This is a genomic window from Candidatus Paceibacterota bacterium (assembly GCA_035452965.1).
Lineage (GTDB): Bacteria > Verrucomicrobiota > Verrucomicrobiia > Limisphaerales > UBA8199 > UBA8199.
The window spans coordinates 1-12,058 of sequence record DAOTCE010000059.1; the positions used below are offsets into that span (position 1 = coordinate 1).

The window sequence follows — 12,058 nt, forward strand, 5'->3', positions numbered from 1 at the left end:
GCTCCAGCCACAAGAGCTGTTATCTGTAGTGCCGCCCCGTTGCCGTATCCCGCTGGCGCGGGAGCCCTCGGCAAACGGGTCCCCGCCGCCTCATCGCAAGTCTGGCCGCCGCAGGCGCCACACAGCCAGACCTTCGGCGGCCCGGTGCACTGAAGATAACAGCGTCTTGTGGCCGGGAGCCTGTCGCGCCTGTCACGCTCACTGCTTTCACCGGCCCTTTCCCCCCCCGGCCGGTGGCAGTGCGCGCGCCAGTCGCTCCCGCATCCTTCACGCCACACCCCTCACTCCGCTCCTTTGCTCAGCTTGGCGGGGTCGCAGCCCACCCACCCCACATGCTCGCCCCCTCCATCCCAGGGGGCTGCGCTCAGAGCCCGCGCAGCTTGCGCTGCGCCACCGTCCGCGACTTCGTCGCGACGAGATACCGGAGTGCATCGGCGGCGTCATCACCGCCGACACCATCCTCGTCGCAATCCACCTTCAGCACATCCTCAGGCCGACTCGGATCGTGCTGTAGCGCCGGCAGGCACTCCACGAGCCGCGCACACCGCTCGTGGATGAACAGCCGCGGCTTCACTCCGTTCGCCGGATCGCCGAACCGGTGCAGGATCTCCGCCCACCCGCTCACCCGCTCCATGTTCGCCGGCTTCAACGCAACACCAAGCTTCCCGTACTGCGACGCGACGGTTGATCCGTCGCTCTGCCGACTGAACACGTCCGCGCCGGCCACAAACCTCTTCAGATCAGCAATCTCCAGTCTGCGATTGGAGATTGCATGCCGCGCCAGCATCGCTGCAATGGCCGGCACGTGCCGCTGCGGCAGCCACAGCCGCTCCGCGTGCTCATCCACCACAAACAGGTTGCCATCCCCATCCGTGCAGCCCAACAGCACCACGGTGTAGTGCGTGAACCCGTAGTCCAGGGCGCAAAACCACTCCCGCGCCCTGGTCTCATCGAAATCCGACACCATATGCACCTCCCGCCGCAGCGTCGTGAAGAACTGGCCCGCCGCAATATCCCAATCCCCATCCAGCCAGGCCCGACGCTGCCAGCCAGTCAGGCCCTCGAGCACCCGCATGTACTCCGGGTTGTTCCACCGGTTATCGGTCACCCGGGCCGCGACGAACCGCGTCTCAGTCTCCGCGTGCCGTTGCCACGGTTCGATGAACCGCTTACGGTACCACCCGTGCCCCACGCCGCCGGGATTCGTTGTGGAGTAGATGCGCGGGCGCCAATTCCCCTTGCTGGTCCGACAACAGGTCGTGATGTCCTGATACTTCCGCGCCGTGAGGGTCGTCGCCTCCTCAATGCCGATCACGTCGTATTCCAGCCCAAGGTAGGCATCAATGTCTTTCTCGTTCTGGAAATGGCCCGCGATGATGCGCGACCCGTTGTTGAACGTCAGGATGCCCCGGAACGCCGAAAACTCGTGCCCCAGATTCGTGAACAGCTTCCGCCGAAGATCCTCAAAGTGCTCCAGGTTGGCCTTGCCAACCTTCCGCAACAGCAGGCACTTCAGGCCCGGCACGCGTTGACAGTCGTCAACGCCCATCTGCGCCAAAAGCCAGTGGCTTTTGCCGCCGCCCCGGGCCCCGCCGTAGCCGACTCCGGTCGGCCCGTCGGCCCGGTCGCAGAGCCGCGCCGCCGCCGAGGCGGCGAGCTGGCGGCTCTGCAGGACCACGTCGGCCGCCTGGAACCGGTCCATCTGGTCCATCGGACATCCGGCCCGGCGCCCGACCACAAAATAGCGTTCCCAGGGCGTCATACGGTTTTCTCCGGCAGCGCAGGCACCGCCTGAACATCGACCACTTCCCCTGGAAGTGGTTCGCCGTAGATCTTCTCCAGCGCCACCTTCACCTCCACCCGCACCGCCGGCAGCTCGTCGCCCTTGCGACGCTCGCCGTCGGTGCCCAAACCCGTCGCCAGCCGCCCCAGCTTGCTGGCGATCTCCAGCATCCGGGCGATGTCAGCCAGGTTGGCATACACCTTCTCGCGGGCCATGTAGGCATCCAGGCCCCGCTTCGCGGCGGCGATGGCCCGCTCGTGCATCGCCCACTCCGTTTCACGGAGCTGCTGCTCGCGAGCCTCCCACCCCGCAGCCTTGCTTCGCGCCGTGGCCTCGATCGCTTCGCGCTCGACCACGGCCAGGTGCGCCGCGTGCGCGGCCACTCGCGCGGGCCAGTCGAACTTACTCGACCACTGCCCCACCACCGTCAAGCTCTTGTCGAGCTTCCGTGCCACTTCGCGCAGGCCGCGCTGTGGCCCCAGGCTCAGATACAGACTGAAAGCGGCAAAGGCTCTGTCGCTTTCTTTGGGTTGCTGCTCAAACATCATCGGCATAAATCCTCCTTAGCGCCGTCAGCTTCGCTCGCGATTGCGTCCCAGTAGATGACCTGCCACAGGTCACGGGCCGCCGCATGGTCGCACAGTTCGAGCGGGCAGCCAGCGGCGTAGTAGGCGTTAGCCCGCGTCATGCCCAGGTGCGTCACCAGGTCCACCGGCACCCGCGCCAGCCGCCGAGCGAACCCACCCGGACGAGCCGGCAACGGCCCCAGCGCCGGCGGGCGAAACAAAAAACGGAGCAACCGTCCCTTAGCACTATCTGCTGTTACACTTGTAGCTTCTGTACTCATAGCTTAATTCGCCTTTCGGCTTTGTTCGGCCCTCGGACTTCGGACCTCGCATCTATCAATCCCACCGCTATCGCCCGCCGGCACAAACTGACCAGGTCATTCACCCCGAAGATCCGGTATAGCCGTGCCCGGTGGTATTCCACCGTCTTGGGGCTGATGCCCAGATCAGCCGCAATCTCCTTCGTGCCCTTCCCCGCCCAAATGCACGCCAGCACCTGGCCTCGCCGCCCAAGCCGCTCGGCCTTCTCCGCCAACTCCGGGTAGAGCGCCGCTCCCATGGTCTCCCTATCCATGGCCCACAGCCGGAGCGCCCGTCCCTCAGACCTATCTGCTGGTACCCCTGTACCCCTTGGTACCCTTGTTACCTCTGTACCTTCTATACTCATACCTTTGTTACCTATGTCATTATTCTTCTCTTATCTCCTCTTCTCTTATCTAGTCCGCAGTTTGTCCGCTTCGCTTGCGGACACCCCGCTTGCGTTCCGCATCCATGCCCCGCCGCTTGGCGGATTGGCCGTTGTGTCGGTCCCAGTTGGAAACCACCGCGCCGGTGGGCCCGAACATGATCCAGCGGACCTCCGCCACCGCCGCGCCGAAACCTGCCAGACCGGCGATTTCATCGGCGTCGGCCTCGGTGAAATACTCCACCTGCCCGGTGTCGGTCTGCTCATCCAGCCAGACGAACACGCGGAAGAAGCCCAGGAACGCCTCCGCCCGGGTGCATTGGCAGCGGCGCGCGATATGGCGCAGCTCCGGTTTGTCCGGCGTGTGCGTTTCGACCTTTATCCATTTTGCCATACGATGCCTTTCAACGTGTTTTCGCCCATTCAGGATAGCCACGCACCTGTTGCCACAAACCGTCCTCCAGCCGGAAATGATACCGGTTGTCGAAGATGATCCCCTTGGTCCGAGCCCACTCGGCCCGCTCGCACCCGCAGACGCGCCGCAGGTATTCGTCGTCATTGGGCAGGCCGGTGCAGCCCGTGTGGCCCCAGTAGTGCCAGAGCGCCCTGAGATAAGCCATGCCGACCGATTCGGAGTGGCCGGCCATGGCTTCAAAAAACTCACCACCGTAAAACGGCATGAATAGGTAATGTTTCATACGTTCCAAACTGTTCCTTTCAATGTGTTTTCGATCATGTTGCGTGTGCCGCCCAGGCGGCAAAATTCGCGGAGGTCCTTCGCCGGCGGCACATACACAGCGTAGGGCAGCCCAAGCTCGCCGCCCACCTTGCGCGCCCCGTCCAGGCCCGGCTTGTCATTGTCGGAGACCATGACTGCCCTGTCGCACTTGTGCCGCCGCGCGTAGGTGCGGACTTCCAGACCCCCGCAACAGCAGTTGGGCCGGCCCGCGGCAAAGAGCCCAAGCTCGATAGCGGCGGCGGTGTCGGTGGGACCCTCGCAGACGAAAAGGGTCTTCTGCGCAGGCACCTCGGCCAGGAAGATGCCCTGCCGGCTGCCGCGCACTGCGAACTTGCCGCGCTCGTTGCGCAACCGGATGCCGACGACGTTACCGTAGCCGTCGCGCATCGGGAACGCCCACGCCGTGTGCGGCGCCGCCCAGGCCGCGCCGACCGCCGCCAATGACGGCGCGGACAGGCCGAGCGTTACCGCAAATGCCGCCACCGCCTCGGGTGCTGTGCCAGCGAGCCAGGCGCGGTGCATCGCGGTGGCGTTGATGGTCGGCGGCTGCCGCTTCGGCGGCGGCGCCAGGGGCCGCCCCCGAGCGCCATCGAACGGATGAAACCAGCCGCCGTTCTTCACCGGCTTCGCGGATTGCACCCGCATGCAGACAACGCCGTATTCGCCCACGGTGCACCAGTCGGGCTTGCCGCACTGGGGGCACGGGCTGGCTTTGCTGACGCGCGTGAAGCTCATACCTTGAGCAGGCCCAGCCACGACAGGATCTCGATCTGCGTCTGCTTCCCGTGATTTCGCGGCCCGCCCTTCGGCGTGAGCCGCCCCGAAACCACCGCTGCCAGGACCTCCTCCCGGTTGTTCAGGCAGAGCCTTTCCAGGATGTGGACCGTGCGGCAGGTAAGACCATGGAAACACTCCGGGGCGTGCTCGCGCCGCCACACCCCCTGTTTGTAGATTTCACGGGCGCGACAAGTGCTCACCCCGAGCTTTTCCCCGATCTCGCGAAACCTGTACCGACGAAACTCGCGCAGATGGATTGCGGCCTTATGCTGCTCTGACAACCACGGTGGGAATGCTGTTTTCATAGTAGTCTCAACACTTTCTCTTTGGTCATGCGTCTGAAGCTCAATTCCATGCCGGGTCTCCCTTCGCCGGCGCCCCCGCCGGCACCCGGTGCCAGCCATTGCGAGCTAGCGCGTCAATGGTCGCCGACGCCTCCGCAAAGCTGACCTCCGTGTCGTAGCCGTACTTGCGCAGCACCTTGGCCTGCTTGAACGAGCACAGCTTCCCGTTCCAGCGCCGGAATATCTCCGAGATCAACTGCCGGCCTTCCGCAAACGAAATCCCGTCGGGGTTGATGCCCTGCTTGGCCAGCAGCGACCGCTGCTTCTCCGTGAGCTGTCGGCCCGCGTCCCAGCCCCGCGGCTTCACCGGGTCAAGGTGCAGCACATCGAAGGGATCGACCGACTGCGTCGTGAACCGCGCCTTGGCCACCAGATTCGCCCGCCGCGCGGCCTCCGCCAGTCGCTTCTGCTCGCGCAGTTCGGTTTCGGCTTCGTCCAGCGCCTCGGTCATGTTCACCGGGCCGCCTGCCGCACTCACCCGCTTCACGGCACGTTCGAGTGCCTCTTCGCTCACCTTGCCGCCCAGGATGTCCGCGCTGGTAATGAGCTTGTGTCTCCCGGCGTTGCCGACAAAGTCCACCACCAGGCAAGACGGCTTGGCGCTCGCGGCGATGGCCGCCTTGCGCGCCTCACCCGTCTCCGGCCCATCCACCACGCCCGGCAGCGGGCGGGTGGACCGGCCCACCATCTGTGAATACAGCGACCGGCTCTTCGTCGGCCGTCCCATGATGACGACCTCCACCCCAGGGTCATCGAAGCCCTCAGTCAGCACGCCGCAGTTGCACACCACCTGGACTTTGCCCGCGGCAAAGTCCGCCAGCACCCGGCGGCGCTCCTCGCGCTCCGTCTTGCCGCACACCCAGGACGCCATCTCCGGCCGATGACGGTTGAAGATTTCCGCCGTCATCTCCGCCGCCTTCACGCTCGACGTGAACACCAGCGCCCGCCGTTGCCCGATGATCGCCAGCGACGCCGACGCCATCGGCTGCAGGTTCCGCTCCGCTTCCATCACGGCGGCCAGGTCGCCGCCGTTCAAGTCGCCGGCGGTGGTGCGGATGCTGGAGTAATCCAACCCCTCCACATGCACCATCTGCTGCTCAATTGGCACCAGCCAGCCGTCGTGTATGGCGTCCAAGACTTCGTAGTCGAACGCCACCGACTCGAACACCTGCCCGAGCGCCTCCTCATCGGCGCGGTCGGGCGTGGCGGTCACACCCAGCACCTTGAGCGCCGGGTTGGTACGGTAGTAGTCAATGACCCGGCGGTAGGTTGGCGACGTCGCATGGTGCGCCTCGTCGATGATCAGCAGGCCGAACTGCGAAGGGTCGAACTTTGCCATCCGCCCGCCGCCGTCGCCGCCTGAGCACTGGGTTTGAATGGTCGAGACGACCACCCGGGCCGAGCCGAACAGCCCCCCTTCGGCCCGGTATTCGCCCATCTCCACGTCAGCGCTCAGGCCGGTGACACGCTGGATCTTGTCGCGCGCCTGGAAGATGAGCTCCTCGCGATGGGCGATCACCAGGGCCCGGCGCGGGAACACGCGCCGAATGACATCGGCGAAGAGGATGGTCTTGCCTCCACCAGTCGGCATCACGACCAGTGTGGAGTCGTTCTCCTGCCATTCCTTGAAAATGGCGTCCGACGCTGCGGATTGATAAGGACGTAGGATCATGGCTAGTTCAGGTGTGGCTTCTGCGGCACCAGGTGCCGCTCCAGCCGGCGCACCGCCTCCTGGCGGCGGTGCGCCTTGGCCCCACGCACCATTTCGCGCCGGAAGTGCGCTGCCACCCGGCACAGTATCCAGCGGTGCGCCCGGCCGAGCAGCCCGAACCACAGGTTGTCCACTCGCTGGATCACGCATCCCCCCTTTCACCTTTGCCCCCGTCCGCGCCGTCTCCGGCTCCCTCCAATTCGTGTGGCTTCGGGATGCCCAGCAACCGCTGTTCCGCCTTCGTCAGCTTCAGCCGCGCAAGCAGCGCTTCGCGTTGCATCGCCTTCGCATGCGCCGCCAGGCGCGCCCGCACATGCTCCTCGATCTCCTCGCGCTCCGCCTCCAGCCATCTCGGAACCAGCTCGCAGTCCCGGCGCTCCGACACGCTCTTCGGCAACGCCCGCCGCAGCACATAGTCCGCGTTGTATTCGAGCAAGTCGGCCAGGTCATCCGCCGCCTTCAGCACGTGCTGGTAAGCGTAAGCGACCTTCTCCCCTGCCTGCGTGATCTTCTCCCACGCACGCTCTTCCGCTATTTGCATTTCTGTCCCTTGCGTTTTCATTTCAGTGTTCATGTGGTTCTGGTTTCAGCGTTTGCCCTTGGCCTTTTCCCTGAACTCCTTGTCCTCGCGCGTAACGCAAGTGTTCCAGCGATGTTCGGAAATCAGCCCGCGCCCCTTGCAGAGCGCGCATTTGTCGGGAAGCTGGCCTTGGCACGTCGGGCAGACGGCGAACGGCTTCGCCGTCTTAATGTCGTACCAAGCCTGGTCGAGCTGCGACAACGCGGAGGAAAAGTTGACCTCGGCGAAGAGCAGGTCCTTGTTCTCCTGGGCCGAGCGCAACCCGCCCTTGACCCGGCTGAGGATGGTCAACATCTCCTGCACCTCGTCCGTGCGCTGCCAGAGCGGGATCAATTGCGTCGGGATCGGCCAGCCCGTCGCGTCCAGGACTTGCGACGGAGGCGGGGGCGGCACGGTAGGGCGCCCAGCCCCCTGCGCGCCGTTCGGTCGCATCGGCGGCGGCGGCAAATGCCGCCTGATTTCCGCCGACGTCACCGGCTTGCCCTCATCCACAATCGCCTGGACGATGCCGGCCCGTTGCTCGGGTTCCGCTTTGCCCAATTCCCGTGCGGCACGCTCGCTGGTGATTTTGTCTCCCATGGGAGACACTTTTGCCACGTCGGCCGCGTCAATCAGCCGATAGGCGTGGGCACGCTCCCACCCCCATTTCGCCTGGCAATATTCGCTGAAACTTCCGTATTCGCGCTTATACAAGCGCATATCCCGGATTTCCGCCAAGGCCCGTCCCACCTCCACAAAGGTCTTCCGGCCCCTCGCGATCACCTTTTCCAATTCGGCCAGCCGTTCATCGTCCCGGATCCTGACCACCAATTCGTATCTCTTCATGGGTTAGTTCAGTTGAATCTTCAGATGCGCCGGCATCCGTTGCTTGTTCAGGTACTTCGCAATGGCGCACGCGCACACGCGCGAACCGCCTTGACCAATCACCGCCATCTCGCGCCGGATTTCGTGCTGCAACCCCTTTCCGCCGATCACCAGCAGCTTCTCCCGATACGGCCGCTCCGTGACGCTTCGCTCGCCGAGCCACTTGTCCACGGTCCAAAGGCCCCGGATTACCGCGTCGGTCATCGGCCCATCCGGATGCAGCTCCGCCAGCAGCGGCCACAGCCGCTGAAACCGCGCGCAGTCCTCGTTCGCCAGGTTGTAAAGGCACGCAACGCACGACACCGTCCGCGCCGACGGCTTGTCCCCGGCCCGATGCCCCGTGCTTTTCAGCATCGACTCCACCGCAAACGCGGTTTTGTCGCCGGAGAGCAGTTGGGCGCGGTACCGGTCGAGGCTCCCCACGCCCACGCGGCCTTGGTTGATCGCCAGAAAACTCACCGCCTCCTCGCGCCGGCTCGTGGTCTCGAACACCAGGCAAGGCAGTTCCTGGATGTCCGAACGCTGGTCGGCGGCGAGCTTCCGGTGCTGGCCGTCAACGACGAACCACTTGTCATCGTCCCGCAGTGCCACCACCAGGCAGCCGCACGCAACCCAATCCCAAGTCCGCGTCAAGGTATCCACGCGCTGCTGGTTGATACGGTTGCGCTGGTAGGACGGGTCCACTGCCAGCTCCGACTTGTGGAGCATGGCGAACTGGCCCGGTGCGTTGCGCACGTCCAAGTTGTAGCGCGTAACCCTGTCCAGGCCCGGCGCCGACTTCTCTCCAAACGATTGCTGTTCTGTTTTCATTTTGTATTTCAACTTTCTGCTTTGTGTTCGCGCCTCCTACATCGGGATGTTGTCTTCGAACTCCGCCTTGAGTTTCCCCCACTCGTGCGGCTTCAGGTCCGTGTTGCTCTTGTTGGGGAACAGCCGCGCAATCGTGTCGAACCAGGTCTTCTCGATTGCCTCGGCGGGCTTTCCGGCCTGCGCCTCGTTGAGCGCCGCCCACGCCTCTTCCATCGTTGCCGTGGCTGCGCCAGGGGGCGGAGCAGTCGGTGTGGCCCTAGGAACAGGCGGCGCCTTCGGCGCAGCCGGCGCAGGCCTGGCCGGGGCGACACCAGCAAGCGCCTGGAACTTCGTTCCATACTTCGCTAGCACCGACCGCCGATCAGCCGCCGCGGGCGTGCGCATGCCACCACCCAGCGGATTGAGCCACTTGCTCTTGAAATAGATCGCGCCCTTGTCGCTGGTCTCCGGACCGCCCACGATCTCGAACTCGACCGACCGCATGGGCCCGCCCTCGACGGAGTTGTCCATCAGCCAGAACGGGTCCAGGCCGTCCCAGTTGCACACCGCCTTCAACGTGTCCACCGTTTTGGTCTGGACCGTCCCGTCAGCCTTAACCAGCACCACCGTGTGCTTGAACCTGTAGCCAGACTCGACCATTTCACACGGCATCGCGCCGCATAGTGATCCGGTGGAGGCCTCATAAATGACCATCTGGTCATTCAATCTGCAGACGTATTTTCCTTCCTGTGGTACTTCCATAACTATCCTTTCGTTGTTGTTTGTTTTTTGTCGGTGGGACGACTCCGATGTCGTCCCAAAATTCTCAGTTGTTCTGGAACGACTTCATCGGCGGCGGCGGCGGCAACACCGGCGCCGCTTTCGGCGCGAACGCCTGCACGGGTGAACCACCGTCCGAGTCCTCGTCGGAATACATGCCCAGAATCGCCGCCCACGAGTAGCGGCGGAGGTAAGTCAGCGTGCTACCAGCGCACTGCACCTTCGTTTTCCCCTTCTCCTCGGTGAGCGGGATCACAACCCGCTCGGCCACAAACTCCCCCGACTCATGCGTGAGCACCGACTCCACGCCGATGTAGTCCCCCGCACCTTGGCCAGTGGCGCCGCCACCGCTGATCGGGAATTGCATCAAGCTCAGCTTGTGTTTCGCCAGGATTGGCCGGCTCGCCTGGATCACCGCCCCCAGCGACGCGTATTTGCTTTTCAGGAACGGGTTCGTCGCGTCAAAGACCGCGACCGGCATTTCCGCCTGCGCCATCGCCAGCGCCGCGGCCAAGTGTGTGATGGATTCAGACCTCGTCATAAGATTCGTGGTAATTGGTGAAATTCGTGTCTCGCCTCAGATGCACCCGCAGATGCGGGCAATTTCGATTTCGATTTCCACGTCGCGCCGGTTGTAGGCCAGCGCACCCTCGCGATCGGCGCGCCACATCAACGGAAAGTCCCGGCCATTACCGAGCTTCGGCGGCAGCCCGAAGACCCGCGCAACATCGTCAACGCCATTGCCCTCAAACGAGCGCCCGAACGACAACAGCTCCAGCGTGTCGAACACGGATTCGTGCCAGGTAGGACGTCCTTTCCAGAACCAGAGGAGCGACATCGGGATCTTCAGCCCGTGAACGCGCGCGCGGTTTACAAGCATCGGCAGGTCGAAACCCTTGACGTTGTGCCCGCCCACGGCCACGCCATCCGCCAAGGCATCGCCCAGCAGTGTCAGGAAATTGCCGACCAACTCCTTTTCGGTGCCGGCGGTGAACGACTGGATTCCCGTCTCATCCCCCGCGCCGATCAGCACGGCCTCGGCGGTCTTCCAATTCAACGCCGCATCGGCCATGTAATCGGCCTTCCTCCGCTCTTTGGCCGCTTCAATCTTCGCCGGGTCCTTCAAATTCGCCGGCGCGGTGAATTCCGGCGCCAGCGCCAGCAGCTTCGCCTCATCCTGCGGAATGGTTTCAATATCAAATACGATGTGTTTCATGTTGTTGCTTCTTTGTTGTTGATCTTGTCGCCAGGGACGCACTCATGTGCGTCCCCAAATTCAATCCCTCCTCTGCGGCCAGCCGGGGCCACTCACTGCTTTGCCACCTGCCACCTGCAATTGCCCGGCCGTCCCCTTTGTCCCATTCCGCTCCAGCCCCTCTTCGTTGCCTCTGTTCCCTTCTGTGAAATCTCCCCTCAGAAGCCGGAAGAACGGCTCCGCCTCCATCGTGACCAGCCACGGCCGGAAATTCCGCCGATGCGCCACCACGGGCACCTTCGAGCTGGCATCCCGCCGCGCCTGGTCCATTGCCTCCTCAATATTCAGCCGCTCCACCGCCTTGACCTCAAAATGGATCCAGGGCAGGGCATCGCACACCACATCTGGTGAGTCTGGCGACCCGCTGAATTGTTGCCCGCGCCGGGCGCCATACCCGTTCGCGCGCAACTCATCGCGCCACTGCCGCTCGCCCCGCTTGCCCTTGTTGCGGCTGTTCACAGGCCACCCCCGATCTGCGTGCATCCGCGACCATCCGTGGTCGTCTTCCCTGGCATCGCCGCCCTCCGCCCAAACTTCCGATTCCCCTTCCGCAGCGCCTCGACCACGTCCGGCAGATAGAACCGCACCCGCCTGCCCAGCCTGACGCAGGGCAGCTCACCGTTGGCCACCATCCGATCCACGGTGCAAACCGAAACCTTCAGCGCCGCCGCCAGGCCGGGCCGCGTGAACCACTTCGCCGCCTCCTGTTCCGCCGTCGCCTGCGGCAACCCGATCAGCCGCTCGTTTGGATTCGGGGTAATCATGTGCACTCCTTACGCGTCGAAGATTTCGAAGGCCGGCTTGCCCAGCACCTCGGCGATCCGACGCTTAACCTCCGCGCCGGGGCACACCCGGCCCGTCTCAATCCGCGAGATTTCGATTTCCCGCGTGCCGACCAGCTCCGCCAGTTGCCGTTGCGTGATGCCCTTGAGCACCCGCGCCGCCGCCATTCGTCTATTCTCTGCCATCGCGCTCTCCGCTTTCGTGTCCGTGGCGAACCGTTCGCCGCGTTTACCTAGGGGAAAAATCGCGAAAACAGGGGGTGAAAAAGGGGCATTTTCCTCCGTAAACCCCTGTCAGTAAATGAGATGCGATTTTTTAGAAAATCGCGAAGAAAATCACGAAACTACCTTTTAGTTCAGCTCAGGGAGTTTTGGTGGGTTCCAGATTGTCGTATTGGGAGTC

Annotated in this window: 18 protein-coding genes and 1 pseudogene; all 19 read right to left on the reverse strand. The window is 63.9% G+C overall.

Features of this window, described 5'->3' with window-relative positions; translation table 11 throughout:
* Positions 1 to 364: 364 nt before the first annotated feature.
* The 19 genes and pseudogenes from P5205_21850 to P5205_21940 all read right to left on the reverse strand — a co-directional run bounded on the left by P5205_21850 (position 365) and on the right by P5205_21940 (position 11,841).
* On the reverse strand, positions 365 to 1,762 hold the full coding sequence (locus P5205_21850) for a terminase family protein (protein HSA13007.1): 1,398 nt from the start codon (positions 1,760 to 1,762) through the stop codon (positions 365 to 367).
* Positions 1,759 to 2,337, reverse strand: coding sequence for a hypothetical protein (locus P5205_21855; GenBank protein ID HSA13008.1), 579 nt, complete (start codon positions 2,335 to 2,337; stop codon positions 1,759 to 1,761). The genes P5205_21850 and P5205_21855 overlap by 4 nt, the downstream gene beginning before the upstream one ends.
* The gene (locus P5205_21860) at positions 2,328 to 2,630 is read right to left on the reverse strand and encodes a hypothetical protein (protein HSA13009.1); all 303 of its coding nucleotides are present in this window, start codon (positions 2,628 to 2,630) and stop codon (positions 2,328 to 2,330) included. The genes P5205_21855 and P5205_21860 overlap by 10 nt, the downstream gene beginning before the upstream one ends.
* Positions 2,627 to 2,872, reverse strand: a pseudogene (locus P5205_21865) (LuxR C-terminal-related transcriptional regulator). The gene P5205_21860 and the pseudogene P5205_21865 overlap by 4 nt, the downstream one beginning before the upstream one ends.
* 193 nt (positions 2,873 to 3,065) lie before the next feature.
* A complete protein-coding gene (locus P5205_21870) occupies positions 3,066 to 3,428 on the reverse strand; it encodes a hypothetical protein (protein HSA13010.1) in 363 nt (120 codons plus the stop codon).
* A gap of 10 nt (positions 3,429 to 3,438) precedes the next feature.
* Positions 3,439 to 3,732, reverse strand: a complete 294-nt coding sequence (locus P5205_21875) for a DUF1376 domain-containing protein (GenBank protein ID HSA13011.1) — start codon at positions 3,730 to 3,732, stop codon at positions 3,439 to 3,441.
* Complete coding sequence (locus tag P5205_21880) at positions 3,729 to 4,508, reverse strand: hypothetical protein (GenBank protein HSA13012.1); 780 nt, start codon at positions 4,506 to 4,508, stop codon at positions 3,729 to 3,731. The genes P5205_21875 and P5205_21880 overlap by 4 nt, the downstream gene beginning before the upstream one ends.
* Positions 4,505 to 4,855 (reverse strand): sigma factor-like helix-turn-helix DNA-binding protein, encoded by a 351-nt coding sequence (locus P5205_21885; GenBank protein ID HSA13013.1) that lies wholly within the window; start codon positions 4,853 to 4,855, stop codon positions 4,505 to 4,507. Before P5205_21885 ends, P5205_21880 begins: the two co-directional genes overlap by 4 nt.
* Before the next feature lie 40 nt (positions 4,856 to 4,895).
* Positions 4,896 to 6,566, reverse strand: a complete 1,671-nt coding sequence (locus P5205_21890; protein HSA13014.1) for a DEAD/DEAH box helicase — start codon at positions 6,564 to 6,566, stop codon at positions 4,896 to 4,898.
* A gap of 2 nt (positions 6,567 to 6,568) precedes the next feature.
* Positions 6,569 to 6,751: a hypothetical protein gene (locus P5205_21895; GenBank protein ID HSA13015.1), complete on the reverse strand. Its 183-nt coding sequence runs from the start codon at positions 6,749 to 6,751 to the stop codon at positions 6,569 to 6,571.
* Positions 6,748 to 7,146 carry a hypothetical protein gene (locus P5205_21900; GenBank protein ID HSA13016.1) on the reverse strand — a complete coding sequence of 133 codons (399 nt, stop codon included), beginning with the start codon at positions 7,144 to 7,146 and terminating at the stop codon, positions 6,748 to 6,750. The genes P5205_21895 and P5205_21900 overlap by 4 nt, the downstream gene beginning before the upstream one ends.
* Before the next feature lie 45 nt (positions 7,147 to 7,191).
* On the reverse strand, positions 7,192 to 8,010 hold the full coding sequence (locus P5205_21905; protein HSA13017.1) for a hypothetical protein: 819 nt from the start codon (positions 8,008 to 8,010) through the stop codon (positions 7,192 to 7,194).
* Between the two features lie 3 nt (positions 8,011 to 8,013).
* Complete coding sequence (locus P5205_21910; protein HSA13018.1) at positions 8,014 to 8,859, reverse strand: hypothetical protein; 846 nt, start codon at positions 8,857 to 8,859, stop codon at positions 8,014 to 8,016.
* 36 nt (positions 8,860 to 8,895) lie between these two features.
* Positions 8,896 to 9,600: a hypothetical protein gene (locus P5205_21915; protein HSA13019.1), complete on the reverse strand. Its 705-nt coding sequence runs from the start codon at positions 9,598 to 9,600 to the stop codon at positions 8,896 to 8,898.
* Between the two features lie 64 nt (positions 9,601 to 9,664).
* Positions 9,665 to 10,159 carry an ERF family protein gene (locus P5205_21920; protein HSA13020.1) on the reverse strand — a complete coding sequence of 165 codons (495 nt, stop codon included), beginning with the start codon at positions 10,157 to 10,159 and terminating at the stop codon, positions 9,665 to 9,667.
* Positions 10,160 to 10,195: 36 nt separating this feature from the next.
* The gene (locus P5205_21925) at positions 10,196 to 10,834 is read right to left on the reverse strand and encodes a hypothetical protein (GenBank protein HSA13021.1); all 639 of its coding nucleotides are present in this window, start codon (positions 10,832 to 10,834) and stop codon (positions 10,196 to 10,198) included.
* A 60-nt stretch (positions 10,835 to 10,894) separates the two neighbouring features.
* Complete coding sequence (locus P5205_21930; protein HSA13022.1) at positions 10,895 to 11,332, reverse strand: hypothetical protein; 438 nt, start codon at positions 11,330 to 11,332, stop codon at positions 10,895 to 10,897.
* Positions 11,329 to 11,637 carry an excisionase family DNA-binding protein gene (locus P5205_21935; GenBank protein ID HSA13023.1) on the reverse strand — a complete coding sequence of 103 codons (309 nt, stop codon included), beginning with the start codon at positions 11,635 to 11,637 and terminating at the stop codon, positions 11,329 to 11,331. Before P5205_21935 ends, P5205_21930 begins: the two co-directional genes overlap by 4 nt.
* 9 nt (positions 11,638 to 11,646) lie before the next feature.
* Complete coding sequence (locus P5205_21940) at positions 11,647 to 11,841, reverse strand: helix-turn-helix transcriptional regulator (protein ID HSA13024.1); 195 nt, start codon at positions 11,839 to 11,841, stop codon at positions 11,647 to 11,649.
* Positions 11,842 to 12,058: the final 217 nt, after the last annotated feature.

What these genes read in the sequence shown, in the direction of transcription:
- P5205_21875 (HSA13011.1), bottom strand. Translation starts at nt 3,732, where the DNA reads ATGAAACATTACCTATTCATGCCGTTTTACGGTGGTGAGTTTTTTGAA.
- P5205_21850 (HSA13007.1), bottom strand. Translation starts at nt 1,762, where the DNA reads ATGACGCCCTGGGAACGCTATTTTGTGGTCGGGCGCCGGGCCGGATGT.
- P5205_21935 (HSA13023.1), bottom strand. Translation starts at nt 11,637, where the DNA reads ATGATTACCCCGAATCCAAACGAGCGGCTGATCGGGTTGCCGCAGGCG.
- P5205_21890 (HSA13014.1), bottom strand. Translation starts at nt 6,566, where the DNA reads ATGATCCTACGTCCTTATCAATCCGCAGCGTCGGACGCCATTTTCAAG.
- P5205_21880 (HSA13012.1), bottom strand. Translation starts at nt 4,508, where the DNA reads ATGAGCTTCACGCGCGTCAGCAAAGCCAGCCCGTGCCCCCAGTGCGGC.
- P5205_21900 (HSA13016.1), bottom strand. Translation starts at nt 7,146, where the DNA reads ATGCAAATAGCGGAAGAGCGTGCGTGGGAGAAGATCACGCAGGCAGGG.
- P5205_21910 (HSA13018.1), bottom strand. Translation starts at nt 8,859, where the DNA reads ATGAAAACAGAACAGCAATCGTTTGGAGAGAAGTCGGCGCCGGGCCTG.
- P5205_21920 (HSA13020.1), bottom strand. Translation starts at nt 10,159, where the DNA reads ATGACGAGGTCTGAATCCATCACACACTTGGCCGCGGCGCTGGCGATG.
- P5205_21885 (HSA13013.1), bottom strand. Translation starts at nt 4,855, where the DNA reads ATGAAAACAGCATTCCCACCGTGGTTGTCAGAGCAGCATAAGGCCGCA.
- P5205_21905 (HSA13017.1), bottom strand. Translation starts at nt 8,010, where the DNA reads ATGAAGAGATACGAATTGGTGGTCAGGATCCGGGACGATGAACGGCTG.
- P5205_21915 (HSA13019.1), bottom strand. Translation starts at nt 9,600, where the DNA reads ATGGAAGTACCACAGGAAGGAAAATACGTCTGCAGATTGAATGACCAG.
- P5205_21870 (HSA13010.1), bottom strand. Translation starts at nt 3,428, where the DNA reads ATGGCAAAATGGATAAAGGTCGAAACGCACACGCCGGACAAACCGGAG.
- P5205_21940 (HSA13024.1), bottom strand. Translation starts at nt 11,841, where the DNA reads ATGGCAGAGAATAGACGAATGGCGGCGGCGCGGGTGCTCAAGGGCATC.
- P5205_21925 (HSA13021.1), bottom strand. Translation starts at nt 10,834, where the DNA reads ATGAAACACATCGTATTTGATATTGAAACCATTCCGCAGGATGAGGCG.
- P5205_21860 (HSA13009.1), bottom strand. Translation starts at nt 2,630, where the DNA reads ATGAGTACAGAAGCTACAAGTGTAACAGCAGATAGTGCTAAGGGACGG.
- P5205_21855 (HSA13008.1), bottom strand. Translation starts at nt 2,337, where the DNA reads ATGCCGATGATGTTTGAGCAGCAACCCAAAGAAAGCGACAGAGCCTTT.